This is a genomic window from Stutzerimonas chloritidismutans (assembly GCF_038562055.1).
GTDB classification, from domain to species: domain Bacteria; phylum Pseudomonadota; class Gammaproteobacteria; order Pseudomonadales; family Pseudomonadaceae; genus Stutzerimonas; species Stutzerimonas chloritidismutans_A.
The window spans coordinates 123,815-137,508 of sequence record NZ_JBCFXD010000011.1; the positions used below are offsets into that span (position 1 = coordinate 123,815).

Annotated in this window: 12 protein-coding genes; 3 read left to right on the forward strand and 9 right to left on the reverse strand. The window is 60.6% G+C overall.

Translation table 11 applies throughout. The features are described 5' to 3' along the window. Positions 1 to 82: 82 nt before the first annotated feature. The 8 genes from AAGW23_RS16775 to AAGW23_RS16810 all read right to left on the reverse strand — a co-directional run bounded on the left by AAGW23_RS16775 (position 83) and on the right by AAGW23_RS16810 (position 10,037). On the reverse strand, positions 83 to 2,005 hold the full coding sequence (locus AAGW23_RS16775; RefSeq protein ID WP_342407477.1) for a PrkA family serine protein kinase: 1,923 nt from the start codon (positions 2,003 to 2,005) through the stop codon (positions 83 to 85). Between the two features lie 273 nt (positions 2,006 to 2,278). Then, the gene (gene glpE, locus AAGW23_RS16780) at positions 2,279 to 2,608 is read right to left on the reverse strand and encodes a thiosulfate sulfurtransferase GlpE (RefSeq protein WP_342407478.1); all 330 of its coding nucleotides are present in this window, start codon (positions 2,606 to 2,608) and stop codon (positions 2,279 to 2,281) included. Continuing rightward, positions 2,605 to 3,426 carry a symmetrical bis(5'-nucleosyl)-tetraphosphatase gene (locus tag AAGW23_RS16785; RefSeq protein ID WP_342407479.1) on the reverse strand — a complete coding sequence of 274 codons (822 nt, stop codon included), beginning with the start codon at positions 3,424 to 3,426 and terminating at the stop codon, positions 2,605 to 2,607. Before AAGW23_RS16785 ends, glpE begins: the two co-directional genes overlap by 4 nt. Continuing rightward, positions 3,423 to 3,806, reverse strand: coding sequence for a Co2+/Mg2+ efflux protein ApaG (gene apaG, locus AAGW23_RS16790; RefSeq protein WP_342407480.1), 384 nt, complete (start codon positions 3,804 to 3,806; stop codon positions 3,423 to 3,425). Before apaG ends, AAGW23_RS16785 begins: the two co-directional genes overlap by 4 nt. Positions 3,807 to 3,831: 25 nt before the next feature. Next, positions 3,832 to 4,629 (reverse strand): 16S rRNA (adenine(1518)-N(6)/adenine(1519)-N(6))-dimethyltransferase RsmA, encoded by a 798-nt coding sequence (gene rsmA / locus AAGW23_RS16795; RefSeq protein ID WP_342407481.1) that lies wholly within the window; start codon positions 4,627 to 4,629, stop codon positions 3,832 to 3,834. A 287-nt stretch (positions 4,630 to 4,916) separates the two neighbouring features. Continuing rightward, positions 4,917 to 5,900 (reverse strand): 4-hydroxythreonine-4-phosphate dehydrogenase PdxA, encoded by a 984-nt coding sequence (gene pdxA / locus AAGW23_RS16800; RefSeq protein WP_342407482.1) that lies wholly within the window; start codon positions 5,898 to 5,900, stop codon positions 4,917 to 4,919. Between the two features lie 86 nt (positions 5,901 to 5,986). Further along, entirely contained in the window at positions 5,987 to 7,294 is a 1,308-nt protein-coding gene (locus tag AAGW23_RS16805) for a peptidylprolyl isomerase (RefSeq protein WP_342407483.1), read from the reverse strand. Continuing rightward, positions 7,275 to 10,037, reverse strand: coding sequence for an LPS-assembly protein LptD (locus AAGW23_RS16810; RefSeq protein WP_342407484.1), 2,763 nt, complete (start codon positions 10,035 to 10,037; stop codon positions 7,275 to 7,277). Before AAGW23_RS16810 ends, AAGW23_RS16805 begins: the two co-directional genes overlap by 20 nt. Before the next feature lie 131 nt (positions 10,038 to 10,168). Between AAGW23_RS16810 and AAGW23_RS16815 the strand changes: the two genes are divergently transcribed. Genes AAGW23_RS16815 through AAGW23_RS16825 form a run of 3 tightly spaced genes read left to right on the forward strand, consistent with a single transcriptional unit; the run spans position 10,169 to position 12,624 of the window. Beyond that, positions 10,169 to 11,191, forward strand: a complete 1,023-nt coding sequence (locus tag AAGW23_RS16815; RefSeq protein ID WP_342407485.1) for an aminoglycoside phosphotransferase family protein — start codon at positions 10,169 to 10,171, stop codon at positions 11,189 to 11,191. Further along, positions 11,188 to 11,853 carry an N-acetylmuramate alpha-1-phosphate uridylyltransferase MurU gene (gene murU, locus AAGW23_RS16820; protein WP_342407486.1) on the forward strand — a complete coding sequence of 222 codons (666 nt, stop codon included), beginning with the start codon at positions 11,188 to 11,190 and terminating at the stop codon, positions 11,851 to 11,853. The genes AAGW23_RS16815 and murU overlap by 4 nt, the downstream gene beginning before the upstream one ends. Beyond that, positions 11,854 to 12,624, forward strand: a complete 771-nt coding sequence (locus tag AAGW23_RS16825) for a DnaJ domain-containing protein (protein WP_342407487.1) — start codon at positions 11,854 to 11,856, stop codon at positions 12,622 to 12,624. It abuts the gene before it with no gap. Between the two features lie 16 nt (positions 12,625 to 12,640). On the opposite strand, the gene AAGW23_RS16830 is transcribed toward AAGW23_RS16825, so the two are convergent. Then, positions 12,641 to 13,654: an alpha/beta hydrolase family protein gene (locus AAGW23_RS16830; protein WP_342407488.1), complete on the reverse strand. Its 1,014-nt coding sequence runs from the start codon at positions 13,652 to 13,654 to the stop codon at positions 12,641 to 12,643. Positions 13,655 to 13,694: the final 40 nt, after the last annotated feature.

The window sequence follows — 13,694 nt, forward strand, 5'->3', positions numbered from 1 at the left end:
CGGGCTGAGCTGGAAGTCCTGAGCCTGGAGCCGGAAGCTTGTTGCATCTGCTTCCGGCTCCGACTCCAGCCCTCAGCTGCTCTTACTGCGATTTACGTACGCGCAGATACCATTCCGAAAGCAGGCGTACCTGCTTCTCGGTGTAACCGCGCTCGACCATGCGAACGACGAAGTCGTTGTGCTTTTTCTGATCTTCCTTGCTGGCCTTGGCGTTGAAGCTGATGACTGGAAGCAGGTCCTCGGTGTTGGAGAACATTTTTTTCTCGATCACCACGCGCAGCTTCTCGTAGCTGAGCCAGGATGGGTTCTTGCCGTTGTTGTTGGCGCGTGCGCGCAGCACGAAGTTGACGATCTCGTTGCGGAAGTCCTTGGGGTTGCTGATGCCGGCCGGTTTCTCGATCTTCTCCAGTTCTTCGTTGAGCGCCATGCGGTTGAGAATCTCGCCGGTTTCCGGGTCCCGGTATTCCTGGTCCTGAATCCAGAAATCCGCGTAGAGCACGTAGCGGTCGAAGATGTTCTGACCGTACTCGCTGTAGGACTCGAGATAGGCCGTCTGGATCTCCTTGCCGATGAAATCCACGTAGCGCGGCGCCAGGTATTCCTTGATGAAGCGCAGGTAGCGTTCGCGCACTTCGGCTGGGAATTGCTCCTGTTCGATCTGCTGCTCCAACACGTACAGCAGGTGAACCGGGTTGGCCGCGATCTCGTGCGGATCGAAGTTGAACACCTTGGACAGGATCTTGAAGGCGAAGCGGGTGGAGAGCCCATTCATGCCTTCGTCAACGCCGGCGGTGTCGCGGTATTCCTGGATTGATTTGGCTTTGGGGTCGGTGTCCTTGAGGTTTTCACCGTCGTAGACCCGCATCTTCGAGTAGATGTTGGAGTTTTCCGGCTCCTTCAGACGGCTCAATACCGAGAACTGCGCCAGCATCTTCAGCGTGTCGGGCGCGCAATGGGCTTTGGACAGCGAGCTGTTGACCAGCAGCTTGTCGTAGATCTTGATCTCATCGGTGACGCGCAGGCAGTACGGCACTTTGACGATGTAAATACGGTCGATGAAAGCTTCGTTGTTCTTGTTGTTGCGGAAGGTATGCCATTCCGACTCGTTGGAGTGAGCCAGCAGGATGCCGTTATAGGGGATCGCGCCGAGGCCCTCGGTGCTGTTGTAGTTGCCTTCCTGGGTTGCGGTCAGCAGCGGGTGCAGCACCTTGATCGGCGCCTTGAACATCTCGACGAATTCCATCATGCCCTGGTTGGCACGGCACAGAGCGCCTGAATAGCTGTAGGCATCGGCGTCGTTCTGCGGGAATTCCTCTAGCTTGCGGATATCGACCTTGCCCACCAAGGCGGAAATATCCTGGTTGTTCTCGTCGCCCGGTTCGGTCTTGGCCACTGCGATCTGATTGAGGATCGAGGGATAGAGCTTGACCACACGGAACTGGCTGATATCGCCGCCGAACTCTTGCAGGCGCTTCGTGGCCCAGGGCGACATGATCGAACTGAGGTAGCGACGGGGAATGCCGTAATCCTCTTCGAGGATCTGTGCGTCTTCAGCCGGGTTGAACAGCCCCAGCGGCGACTCGAACACCGGCGAGCCCTTGATCGCATAGAAGGGCACCCGCTCCATCAATTGCTTGAGCTTCTCGGCCAGCGATGATTTGCCGCCGCCCACTGGCCCCAGCAAATAGAGAATCTGCTTCTTCTCCTCCAAGCCCTGCGCGGCGTGGCGGAAATAGGAAACGATCTGGTCGATGCAATCTTCCATCCCGTGAAAGTCTTCAAAGGCGGGATACCGGCGGATGACTTTGTTGGAGAAAATCCGCGAAAGTCGCGAGTCGGCAGACGTGTCGATCAGTTCGGGCTCGCCAATCGCCATCAGCAGGCGTTCGGCTGCAGTTGCGTAGGTTCCCCGGTCTTCCTTGCACAGGTCGAGGTATTCCTGAAGCGAATACTCTTCCTGACGGGTTGCTTCGAATCGTTGCTGGAAATGGCTGAAAATGCTCATTGACTTCACCTCGGACGATGCTCGGAGCCGGTGTTGTCATCATGCATTCAGGTACGGCCGCCTTACCGGCCTGTGGAGTTCCCCCGAACACCTGATGGTCGAAACTGAGGCCCGGTAGCCGCAGTACGGCTTCCACCTGTTTGGATGGCCTGAACTGAAGGATAGTTCGGATTCGGCAAGTTCAAGGGGGGAGTGGTGTTTTTGCCGCTGCGTTTCGTCGGAAGGGAGGCTCAAGGCCGCATGAGCTGCGGCCTAGGGTGGGCTAGATTTTTTTCAGGCGGGATCGCCCTGTTCAGTTTCTTGCGGAAACGCTTGTCGCCAAAGTTCGAAGCCACCGTCGAGGCTGTAGACGTCAGAGAAACCCTGATTTACGAGGTAGGCGGCTGCACTCTGGCTGGAGTTGCCGTGGTAGCAGACCACTATCAGCGGTTGGTCGAGATCAGCCGTCGCGATGAAGTCTGGCAAAGATTGATTGTCCAGATGTGTCGAGCCGGTGACGTGACCATTGGCGAAGCTGTTCGGGTCGCGAATGTCGACGAATACACCGCCTTCATGGCGTAGCGATTGCGCCTGCTCGGGGGATATACGTTTGAAGTCAGTCATGGCTTGGCCTCACAGTCGCAGCTGTACAGTTCGTTGCTGTCGATGTTCATCAGTGTCATGGAATTACCCCAAACGCAGCCGGTGTCCAGCGCGTAGACGTTCGGTTCGTCACAGTTGCCTTCGAGTGCCGCCCAGTGGCCGAAAATGATCTTTTCGCCGCGGGTCTTGCGAGTGGGGTGGCTAAACCAGGGCGCGAACCCTGTGGGCGCCGAGTCGAGCCCCTCTTTGGCTTCGAGGTCGAGGGTTCCGTCGGCTTTGCAGAAGCGCATTCGGGTGAAGTAGTTGGTGATCAGTCGCAGCCTCGGGATGCCATGCAGCTCCTTGCTCCATTTGGCCGGCTGGTTACCGTACATGCCGTCGAGGAAGGGTTGCAGCATGGCGTCATCGCGTAGCGCCTGCTCGACCTCGGCCGCCCGGCGCAGGGCTTTGCTCAATGTCCATTGCGGCGGGATCCCCGCGTGGACCATGGTGACCTGGCGCTCGGCATCGTGATGGACCAGTTTCTGCTGACGCAGCCAGAAAATCAGATCGGCTCTGTCGGGCGCATCAAGGATTGGCTGCAGCGTATCGGATTTCTTCAGCCGTTCGACCTTGTGTGTCACGGCCAGCAGATGCAGGTCATGGTTACCCAGCACGGTTACACCCGAACTGCCCAGGTCACGCGCGAAACGCAGCGCTTCGAGTGATTGAGGACCGCGGTTGACCAGATCGCCCGCCAGCCACAAACGGTCTCGCGATGGGCTGAAATCCACTTGCTTGAGCAGGCAGAGCAGGGGTTCAAGGCAGCCTTGCAGATCGCCGACAGCGTAGGTAGTCAATGCAAGGCTCCCGGTACGGCCAGCCGAAACGGCTCGATCATGGCATAGAAGCGGTGCCCGTCTTCAGCAAGCATCTGATAACTGCCTTGCATTGTGCCAACGCGCGAAGCCATCAGCGTGCCACTGGTGTAGACGTGTCGATGGCCGGGGGCAAGCACCGGCTGCTCACCGACCACGCCTTCGCCTTGTACCTCCTGCACCTGACCGTCTCCGTCCGTGATGATCCAGTGGCGTGACAGCAGCTGCGCAGTGAGCTGGCCGTTGTTTTCAATGGTTACGGTGTAGGCAAAGGCAAAGCGGTTTTGCTCTGGCTGTGACTGGTCAGCCAGATAGGCTGGGCGGACAGTGACGTCGATCCTGTAGCGGTGGTCTTCAGGCATGGCGTGCTCCTTCGCGTGGTCGCTTTCAGCCGCGGGCAGATAATTGATCCGATAGTCTTACGAACGCGGCGAGGTCCAGCTGTTCCGGGCGCAGGCTGCCATCGACGTCGGCGGCGGCGATTGCGTCAGCGTCCAGCAGCCCTTTGAGCGTGTTTCGCAGGGTCTTGCGGCGCTGGTTGAAAGCTTGGCGAACAACGGTCTCCAGCTGTCGATGATCGCGCGCCGGGTGCGGCAACACCTCATGCGGGACCAGGCGCACGATGGCCGAGTCAACCTTCGGCGCGGGATTGAATGCGCCAGGGCCGACGTTAAACAGGTGTTCGACGCGGCAGTGGTACTGCACCATGATCGACAGCCGACCCCAGTCACCGCCGCCTGGCACTGCGGCCAGGCGCTCGACCACTTCCTTCTGCAGCATGAAATGCATATCGCGAATCAGGCTGGCGTGATCGAGCAGGTGAAAGATCAACGGTGTGGAAATGTTGTAGGGCAGATTGCCGACGATGCGCAGGCTGTTTGGCTCCGAGCTTAACTGGGCGAAGTCGAACTTCAGTGCGTCACCCTGGTTCAGGGCGAAGTTCTCGCGGTCGGCAAATTTTTGTTGCAGGATCGGGATCAGGTCCAGGTCCAGCTCGACCACGTCGAGGTGTGCACCGCTGTCGAGCAAGCCTTCGGTCAATGCGCCCTGGCCAGGGCCGATCTCGACGATCCGCTCACCCGGTTTAGCATGGATGGCGCGAAGGATACGATGGATCACGCCTGCATCATGCAGGAAGTTCTGGCCAAAGCGCTTGCGGGCGCGGTGTTGGTAATTCTCGGACATATACAGCAGTCTCAGGAGCAGCTAAGCGTGAGGCTTGAAGCTGGGGACGAAAAGGCCCGCAGTTTAGCAGCTGCGATAGCTGAGGCGAGCGCCCGCCGGTAAGGGCTGTGAGAGCCATTGCTGTTTGAGGCACCCTGGTGGGCGCATAAGCGGTCCATGGCCAGTCCTGGACCGTGACTTCAGTGCGCAGCCGTTGGGGGACAAGCGTGCGGCGGCTGTCAGAGCCGGTTCGCTCGCAGGCGCAACTTGTGCACCCCCTACTTCTTGCCTGGATACTGGCGGCTCGTCTAACCGCCGCTCATTTCATACGCTGTTTCCAGCGCCACTTGCAGGCTGCCGGTGTCGATCCGGCCCGTGCCTGCAAGGTCCAGGGCGGTGCCGTGATCGACTGAGGTGCGTACGATCGGTAGCCCCAGGGTGACATTGACGGCCGCACCAAATCCCTTGTACTTGAGCACCGGCAAGCCCTGGTCGTGGTACATCGCCAGCACTGCGTCGCAATGGTCGAGGTGTTTAGGGGTGAACAACGTGTCTGCCGGCAGCGGGCCGATGAGGTCGAGCCCATCGCGCCGCAGCATCTCCAGCGTCGGTTCGATGATCTCGATTTCCTCGCGGCCCAAATGTCCGCCCTCGCCAGCGTGAGGATTGAGCCCACAGACCAGAATCCGCGGCCGGGCGATGCCGAATTTTTCCACCAGATCGGCATGCAGTATGCGCGTCACACGCTGCAGCCGCTCGGCGGTGATGGCGGTCGGCACGTCCTTCAGTGGCAGGTGGGTGGTGACCAATGCCACCCGCAACCCGCGGGTGGCCAGCATCATGACGACCTGCTCGGTGCCCGACAGCTCCGCGAGAAACTCGGTATGTCCTGAAAAAGGGATACCTGCCTCGTTGATCACGCCCTTGTGCACCGGCGCAGTGACCATGCCGGCGAAGCTGCCATCAAGGCATCCCTTACCGGCTCGGGTCAGCGTGGCCAGAACGTAGTCGGCGTTTGCAGGGGTGAGCTGGCCGCTTATGGCGGGCGCAGCGAGCGGCGTGTCCCAGACATACAAGCTGTTGGCGGGTGCAGGCTGGTTCGGCCAGTTGCCAGGTGCAACCTCAAGCAAGGTGATGTCCAGTCCAAGCTCTGCAGCGCGCGTGCGTAGCAGCTCGGCGCTGGCAATGGCGATCAATGCATGCGGATGACTGTCGCGTGCGAGCAACAGGCAGAGGTCGGGACCAATACCGGCGGGTTCGCCGGGCGTCAGGGCGAAACGTTTGGCGGTCATGTCGATGCCTTCAGACGGGTGAAAAGAAACGGGCCGGCCGATTGGCCGGCCCGTTGAGGCGCTGCAGAGTAGCTATTCGACGCGAGTCAGATCTTGATCTCGACGTAGGCTTCGTCGCGAATCTGACGAAGCCAGTTCTGCAGTTCTTCTTCGTATTTACGGTTGCGCAACAAGGACTGCGCCTGCTGCTCGCGGAACTCTTCGCTGGCATCGGTGGCGCGGCGCCCAAGCACTTCCAGAATGTGCCAGCCGTACGGTGTCTTAAAGGGTTCGGAAAGTTGCCCACTGGCCGTATTGGCCATGACCTCACGAAACTCGGGAACCAGCGAGCTGGGGTCGATCCAGTTGAGGTCGCCGCCGTTGAGGGCCGAGCCTGGGTCTTCGGAGAAGTTTTTCGCCAGTTCGGCAAAGCTCTCGCCAGCCTGGATGCGGTCACGCAGTCGCTGGATCAGGCGTCGGCTTTCTTCTTCGCTGCGGATCTGGCTGGGTTTGATCAGGATATGGCGAACATGGACCTCGTCACGTACCTGAGTATCACCGCCACGCTTGTCGAGCACTTTAAGCAAGATGAAGCCCGGAGGAGTGCGCACCGGCCGGGTGACGTCGCCGACCGACATAGTGCTGACTTCAGTGTCGAAGGGGGGCGGAAGTTGAGCCGCCTTGCGCCAGCCCATGTCGCCACCTTCCAAGGCGTTTTCACTGGCTGAACGGGACACAGCCAGTTTGCCGAAGTCAGCGCCTTGCTGAAGCTGCTGGTAGGTATCCAGCGCGGTTTTTTCAGCCGCCTGGATCGTGGCCGAATCAGCCGACTCTGGCACCGGTATCAGGATATTAGCCAGTCGGTATTCTTCCGACAGCTGCAACTTGCCGAGATCGGAAGCCAGGAAGTTTTCCACTTCTTGGTTCGATACCTGGACACGTTCGGCAATTCTGCGCTGGCGCACCCGGCTGATGACCATTTCACGGCGAATCTGCTCGCGGGCAGTATCGAGGCTCAGCCCGTCGCGCTCCAGAGCCGCGCGGAACTGGTCCAGCGTCATATTGTTGCGCTGGGCGATGGTGCTCATGGCCTGGTTGAGCTCTTCATCAGAGATGCGGATGCCCGAACGCTCCCCGATCTGCAGCTGCAAATTCTCGGTGATCAGTCGCTCCAGCACCTGTTGTTGCATGACCTCGGCGGGTGGCATTTCTGCGCCGCGTTTCTCGATGGTCTGCTGGACTTCGCGGGTCCGCTGATCTAACTGGCTTTGCATGATCACGTCGTTATCCACGATCGCGACGATGCGGTCGAGCTGTTGAACTTCCGCCGACGCAGTCACCGCCGAGGTCGCGCTGCTCAGTAGAATCGCGCCCGCCAGTAGGGGGCGCAGGTAATCAGAAAGCTTGATCTTCACGTTCACGGTAACCTTGTATGCCTTCGTCGAGGAATGTCTCGGTCGAGCTGCCGAACACGCCGCCGAGTCCCTTGAGGACGATTTGCAGGAAGATGCCGTTGTCCGGCTCGTCGTTCTGCGATGGGTTGAGACTGGTTTCGTCGTAGTCGATCCAGTAGCGGTTGATCAGGCGCAGCTTCCAGCAGCAGCTGTCGTACTCGAAGCCACCAAAGGCCTCCAGTGTACGGTTGCGGCTGTAGTCGTGCTGCCAGCGGGCGATCACGCTCCACTGTGGCAGGATCGGCCAGATGGTGGAAATGTCGTGCTGGTTGATCTTGTAGTAATCCTCGATGTATTCAGGCGAGCCCGGCACGCCATAGTCGCCACCGTAGGCCCACTCGCCGGTGGCTTGGTCGAATCGCACCGTGTCGTTACGATAGCGATAACCGAAGTTGACGATCTTCCGTGGGTTGTCAGCCGGCTGATAATGGAACATGGCGCTGCCAGACTGCGTGCGGCCTTCGTCCGGGTCCCAGTTGAATGTCGAGGTGAAGCGCCAGTCGCGGTTGTAGCGATACATGTACTCAAGGGCGTATGGCGATACGTCCGATGTCGAGCCCGGACGATTCTCAAGATTTGGCAACTGCACTTCGCGGTCGCGGAAGTAGACGATCTGGCCAACGCTCAAGCGCTGACGCTCCAGTCCGTTGGGCTCGAGCCAGCGACTGGTCACGCCCAGCGAAAGCTGATTGGCATCGCCAATTCGATCCTTGCCGGAGAAGCGGTTTTCACGCCACAGCGAGGAGTAGCTAAAGGTGTTTTCACCGGTATCGAAGACGGGGATGTCGTCCTGATCCTCTTCTGGAACGTACAGGTAGAACATCCGTGGTTCGAGGGTCTGACGGTAATCCTTGCCGAACCACTGGGTGTCACGGTCGAAATACAGGCCGCTGTCGACGCTGAAGATCGGTACGCTGCGGTCAGGTGAGTCATTGAAGTCGTTCACCTGGCTGCGGCCAGTGTTATCCAGCGTCAGATCGTATTTGGTATACGCGTATTTCAACGAGGGGCGGACGAAGCCCCAGCTCCAGTCGAGCGGCAGGCTGACGCCCGGCTCAAGGTGGAGGCGCTCGCCCTCGGCTCGGTTCAGTCCGGCCAAGCGCGCGTCATACCAGAGCTGCTCGGGTGTCCCGGTATTGCCATCTTGATCGGTGAAATATCCACTGCGCAGGCTGCGCTGGAAGCTGACGAATTCGGTGTCGTAGGCAAGCCGCAGGCCGCCCGGCTGGAAAGGCAGTGCGCCATTCAGGGTCAGCTGGGGCAGGCGCTCGTAGGGCGTGATATCAGCAATGGTGGCACGCTCGTAGGCGTGAACGTTCAGTCGCGCGGTGTACGAAGGGGCCCGGTAACTCAGGGTGCCGCGCTGGTCGAGATGGTCCGGCTGATCGATGCCCAGCTGGGTGTCTAGATCCTGAAAGTAATAGGGATCGCTGATGTCGGTGTAGTTGACCTCTGCCAGCCAGCGGGTATCCAGGCCGGTACGGTGCTGCCAGCTGTACATCCAGCGCTGATCCTCGTACTCAGACTGCAGCTTGCGCTCGTCGTTGCTGTCATCTAGGTAGGCGGCGCCGAACTGGCCTTCGCTGCGACGGGTCAGGTAACGGAACTCACCCTCCATCAACAGGCCGCGATCGGTCATGTAGTTCGGGTAGAGCGTGGCGTCGAAATTCGGCGCCAGGTTGAAATAGTAAGGCGTGATCAGCGACAGGCCTGTATCGCTGGATGAGCTGATGCTCGGCGCCAGGAAGCCGGACTGACGGCGGTCATCGATCGGGAAATAGATGTAAGGCGTATAGAACACCGGGACACCCTTGACCCGCAGCGTCACGTTGGTCGCCGAGCCGAAGCCGGTGGCCGGGTTGAGGGTGACGTTGTTGCCCTGCAGATACCAGTCGTTATCGCCTGGTTCGCAGCGCGTATAGGTTCCATCCTTCAGGCGGATGATCGCGTCCTCAGTACGCTTGGCATACAGCGCGCTGCCGCGGACCTTGCCTTCATGGACCACGTATTCGGCATTCTCGACCTGAGCTTCACCGGTGTCGAGGAACAGCTCGGCGCGATCTCCGACCATCAGTGCGCCGCCATCACGCAGTCGGACATTGCCTTTGAGCTCGCCGCGATTTTCCAACTGGTACAGACTGGCTTCGTCGGCTTCGGCCTGGATGCTGCCCTGGCGAAGTACCACGTCGCCGGCCAGCGTGGCGACTTCCTGCTGTTGTTCGTAGCGGGTTGCCTTGGCCGATACGTAGGTCGGCGCTTCGCTCATCGGTGTGTCGTCGAACTGACCGGGGCGGTTCGGTTCAACATAGGTGCCGGCACAATATGGACCCGTCTCGGCCAGCTGTGCATTGCTCAGCTGATCGCGCGGCACCCAGTCCAGATGGCTGTAATCGGCACTGCGCGAGGCCAGTGCCCGGCCCTTGCTTTCAGTGACCAGCTTGGTTGTGGCCGCCTGGCGCTCGGCTTTGCTGGCTCTGGGCTGGGCGCTGGTGGTCTCAGTAGAAGCGCCGCGGTGAGTCGGGCGCGGCGGCAAGGCCGGGCTGGCCGCATCCGCTGCGCAGTTCCAACCGCCATCGGCACCCGGTTGGCAGGCGAATTGTTCGGCTGCGATAACCAAGGGGGTCGCTACAGGTTGCAGTGCGAGCAGGCCGCCGGTTACCAATAGAGGGAATTTTTTACGAAAAGCGGGATATTTGACTGCCATCTTGTTTATTGGTCCGTGCTTGCGGCGAGCCATCGGCCGAGCTGGGCCGCACGCCTCTCGATGGGCTGAAAAAGATGCTGGATAATAAAGCATGACCCGCCTATCGGCTAGCGCCGTGGAGAGCCCCTGATATGCCGCAACATGATCAACGTCTGCTGGACCTCAACGCCTGGCTGGAGCCACATCTTCAAGCGCTTTTTGATCGCCGAGGTTGGGGTGAAGTGCCCGAAGTGTCGCTGGTTGCTGCCAGCAGTGACGCCAGCTTCCGTCGTTACTTTCGTTGGGAGGCGGCGCCGCGCAGCTTCATTCTGATGGACGCGCCGCCGCCTCAGGAGAACTGCCGGCCGTTCGTGGACATCGCGGCAATGCTGGCCGAGTCTGGCGTGCATGTGCCCAAGATCCTGGCGGCTGATCTCGATCGGGGTTTCTTGTTGCTCAGCGACCTGGGTCGTCAAACCTATCTGGACGTGATCGACACCGACAATGCTGATGAACTTTTTACGGACGCCATCTCGGCGCTGATCACCTTCCAGGCCAACGCCAAGCCAGCAGCGCTGCCCTCTTATGACGAAGCGCTGCTGCGCCGCGAGCTTCAGCTGTTTCCTGAGTGGTACGTCCAGCGGCATCTGGGCCACAGCTTTACGGCGGATGAACAGCAGTTGTGGGATAGAACCTGTCGGGAGCTGGTTGACTCTGCGCTAGCCCAGCCAACCGTGCTGGTGCATCGTGACTATATGCCACGCAACCTTATGCTCAGTCAGCCCAACCCCGGCGTGCTGGACTTTCAAGACGCCGTGATCGGCCCGGTCACCTATGACATTACTTCGCTGTTCAAGGACGCCTTTCTCAGTTGGCCGGAAGAGCGGGTGCTTGGCTGGCTGCAGGGTTACTGGGACGCTGTGCGCGCGCGCGGGATACCAGTGCAGGAGAGCTTCGCCGAGTTTCATCGTGCCAGCGATCTGATGGGTCTGCAGCGCCACCTCAAGGTCATCGGCATCTTTGCGCGCATCTGTCACCGCGACGGCAAGCCGCGCTACCTCGGTGATGTGCCGCGCTTCTTCGCTTATCTCGACACGGTGCTGGCGCGCCGACCTGAACTGAGTGATCTCAAACAGCTGCTGCAGGGGCTGCCAAAGGAGCCTGCCTCATCATGAAAGCGATGATTCTCGCGGCCGGCAAGGGCGAGCGCCTCCGCCCGCTGACCTTGCACACACCCAAGCCGCTGGTGCGGGCGGGCGGCGTGCCGCTGATCGAATACCACATCCGCGCACTGGCCAAGGCTGGCATTGATGAGTTGGTGATCAATCACGCCTGGTTGGGGCAGCAGATCGAGGCGCACCTCGGTGATGGTCGACGTCTGGAAGTCCGTATCCAGTATTCAGCGGAGGGCGAGCCGCTGGAAACCGGCGGCGGGATTCATCGTGCCTTGCCGTTGCTGGGATCGGAGCCTTTTTTGGTGGTCAATGGCGACATCTGGACCGACTACGATTTCAGCGCGCTGAAACGCCCGCTCGAAGGTTTGGCGCATCTGGTGCTGGTGGACAACCCGGTCCATCACCCCACAGGCGATTTCAGTCTGATCGATGGACACATTGGTGACGACGAGGCCTCGAGACTCACCTACAGCGGCATTGCCGTGCTCAGTCCGCAACTCTTCGCCGGATGCACGGCTGGGGCTTTCAAGCTTGCGCCGCTGCTGCGTCAGGCCATGGCTGCCGGACAATTGAGCGGCGAGTATTTCGATGGGCGCTGGATCGATGTCGGGACGCATGAGCGTCTGGCTGAGCTTGAGCGCATTCTTGAGGCACAGCGCTGAATGTTCTGGCCAATTACTTTCCTGGGCGCACTGATCGGTTGGCTGCTGGCGAGCATTCCGGGCGCGGTGTTGGGTGCGCTGATCGGGCAGGTGCTGGATCGCCGCTTCGGGCTCGACTCCTGGGCCAGCTTTCGGCGATTGCTGTCGCGCGTCACCCCCAGGATGCAAGGCAGCGACTTGCTGTTCTATCTACTTGGGCGCCTGGCGAAAAGCAGCGGACGGATCAGCGAGTCACATATTCAGGCTGCCCGCAACGAAATGCGCCGGCTGCGGTTGACGCCCCCTCAGCAGCGCGTGGCAATCGATGCGTTCTACCGCGGCAAATCCAGTACGGACGGCTTGCGCGAGCCACTGCAGCGCCTACGCGGGCGTCAGGATGAAACGAAAGCGATCCTCCAGGCCTGTTGGCGCATGGCCAGGGCTCAGGGCCAGATCGATGCACGTGAGCACGAGTTGATCATGCTCTGGGGCAAGTGGATGGGCTGGGATTCTGTAGCGGTGGCAGCGCTGGATGAGCACGGCGGTCGCCGCCAGGGTGCGCCGAGCAACCCCGGTGGCGCATACGAACAGGCGTTGCGGTTGCTCGGGGTGCGTGCCGACAGCGAGCCGCAGGCCATCAAGCGGGCCTATCGGCGCCTGCTCAGCAAGCATCACCCCGATAAGCAAGCCGGTGCCGGTGCAACGGCTATTGAGGTGCGTGAGGCAACCGAGCGGACCCGCGAACTGCACCATGCCTACAGCCTGATTCGTGAGCGGCGGGGCTTTCGCTGATGGGCACCGGTCGGGCTTAGGTTTCTCGCCCAAGCCAGCCGCGTACCCGGCGAACGAGCACTTCCTGATCAGCCTGCCGTTCACCGGTCCTTTGGGGTAAACCGACTTGTCGATAGGCTGGGTGCTGGATTCGGCGACTGGCGTTCAGCCGGTCCCGAGCCGTCTGCTGGTCGCTGGTTACATCCTTATAGTAGAAGTCGCCGGTGATCAGCTTGAGGGGCGGCACCAGCTGCGCAAGCGGTTCTTCCTGTCCATCCGGCTGACGCGGCTGGACGAGTAGCAAATGCCTGACGTCTTGCGGTGCCTGCTGTTGGAGGTAGCGGGCCGCCCAGTAGCCGCCTGTGCCTTGGCCCAACAGCACGATCGTCTTTGGTTGCTTGCTGCGGGCAAAGGCCAGGGCCGCCTCGATACGAGCGGTGATCTGCTCAGCCTGGTCGGACTTGATTTGTGATGTTTCGATGGTTTCTTTCGTGTCGGGGTCGTCCGCTGCCGGCTCTGCTGGCGCCGCTGCGGTTTCTTCCGGTAGATAGCCGGCCTCGTTTGGCGCCGGATCTTCGCTGGGCTGTTCTGCCTCGGTTTCGGCCGCGTCGGTCGCTTGCTCCGGGGCGGGCTCCGTGGCGATCTGGAGCACCAACCCCGGCGAGTCCGGCAGGCTCAAGCTCAGGGTGTGCCAACCGTGGTCAGGCAGGCTGCGACGCAGCGGGCCAACGCCGCGCGGCCAGTCGGCGCTTTCTCCCTCACCAGGCAGCAGGACGATGACACCTTTGGGCTCGGCAACATTGGCCGGACGCCAGAGTGCAACGAAATCGTTCCCCCCGGCGTTCAGGTTGATGAACTCGCTGGAGGGCAACTGACGCAACAGGTCGGCAGCCATGGTTTCGCTGCGCGACGGCAGGCCCGGACGATCAGCAACCACTGGCGCCGTTGTGGTTTCCGGCTCGGCGGGTTCTTCGGCGGCCCTGAGCTGGACACTGTTGAAGATGACGAACAAGACGGCCGCCAAAGCAGTTGAAACGCGCACTCGACCCATGGATTTTTCCCTGATATTCGCCCGCTGGACCGCAGTGACG

Excerpts from the sequence above, each read along its gene's own strand:
- AAGW23_RS16775 (WP_342407477.1), bottom strand. The coding sequence starts at position 2,005 with ATGAGCATTTTCAGCCATTTCCAGCAACGATTCGAAGCAACCCGTCAG.
- glpE (WP_342407478.1), bottom strand. The coding sequence starts at position 2,608 with ATGACTGACTTCAAACGTATATCCCCCGAGCAGGCGCAATCGCTACGC.
- apaG (WP_342407480.1), bottom strand. The coding sequence starts at position 3,806 with ATGCCTGAAGACCACCGCTACAGGATCGACGTCACTGTCCGCCCAGCC.
- rsmA (WP_342407481.1), bottom strand. The coding sequence starts at position 4,629 with ATGTCCGAGAATTACCAACACCGCGCCCGCAAGCGCTTTGGCCAGAAC.
- pdxA (WP_342407482.1), bottom strand. The coding sequence starts at position 5,900 with ATGACCGCCAAACGTTTCGCCCTGACGCCCGGCGAACCCGCCGGTATT.
- AAGW23_RS16810 (WP_342407484.1), bottom strand. The coding sequence starts at position 10,037 with ATGGCAGTCAAATATCCCGCTTTTCGTAAAAAATTCCCTCTATTGGTA.
- AAGW23_RS16815 (WP_342407485.1), top strand. The coding sequence starts at position 10,169 with ATGCCGCAACATGATCAACGTCTGCTGGACCTCAACGCCTGGCTGGAG.
- murU (WP_342407486.1), top strand. The coding sequence starts at position 11,188 with ATGAAAGCGATGATTCTCGCGGCCGGCAAGGGCGAGCGCCTCCGCCCG.
- AAGW23_RS16825 (WP_342407487.1), top strand. The coding sequence starts at position 11,854 with ATGTTCTGGCCAATTACTTTCCTGGGCGCACTGATCGGTTGGCTGCTG.
- AAGW23_RS16830 (WP_342407488.1), bottom strand. The coding sequence starts at position 13,654 with ATGGGTCGAGTGCGCGTTTCAACTGCTTTGGCGGCCGTCTTGTTCGTC.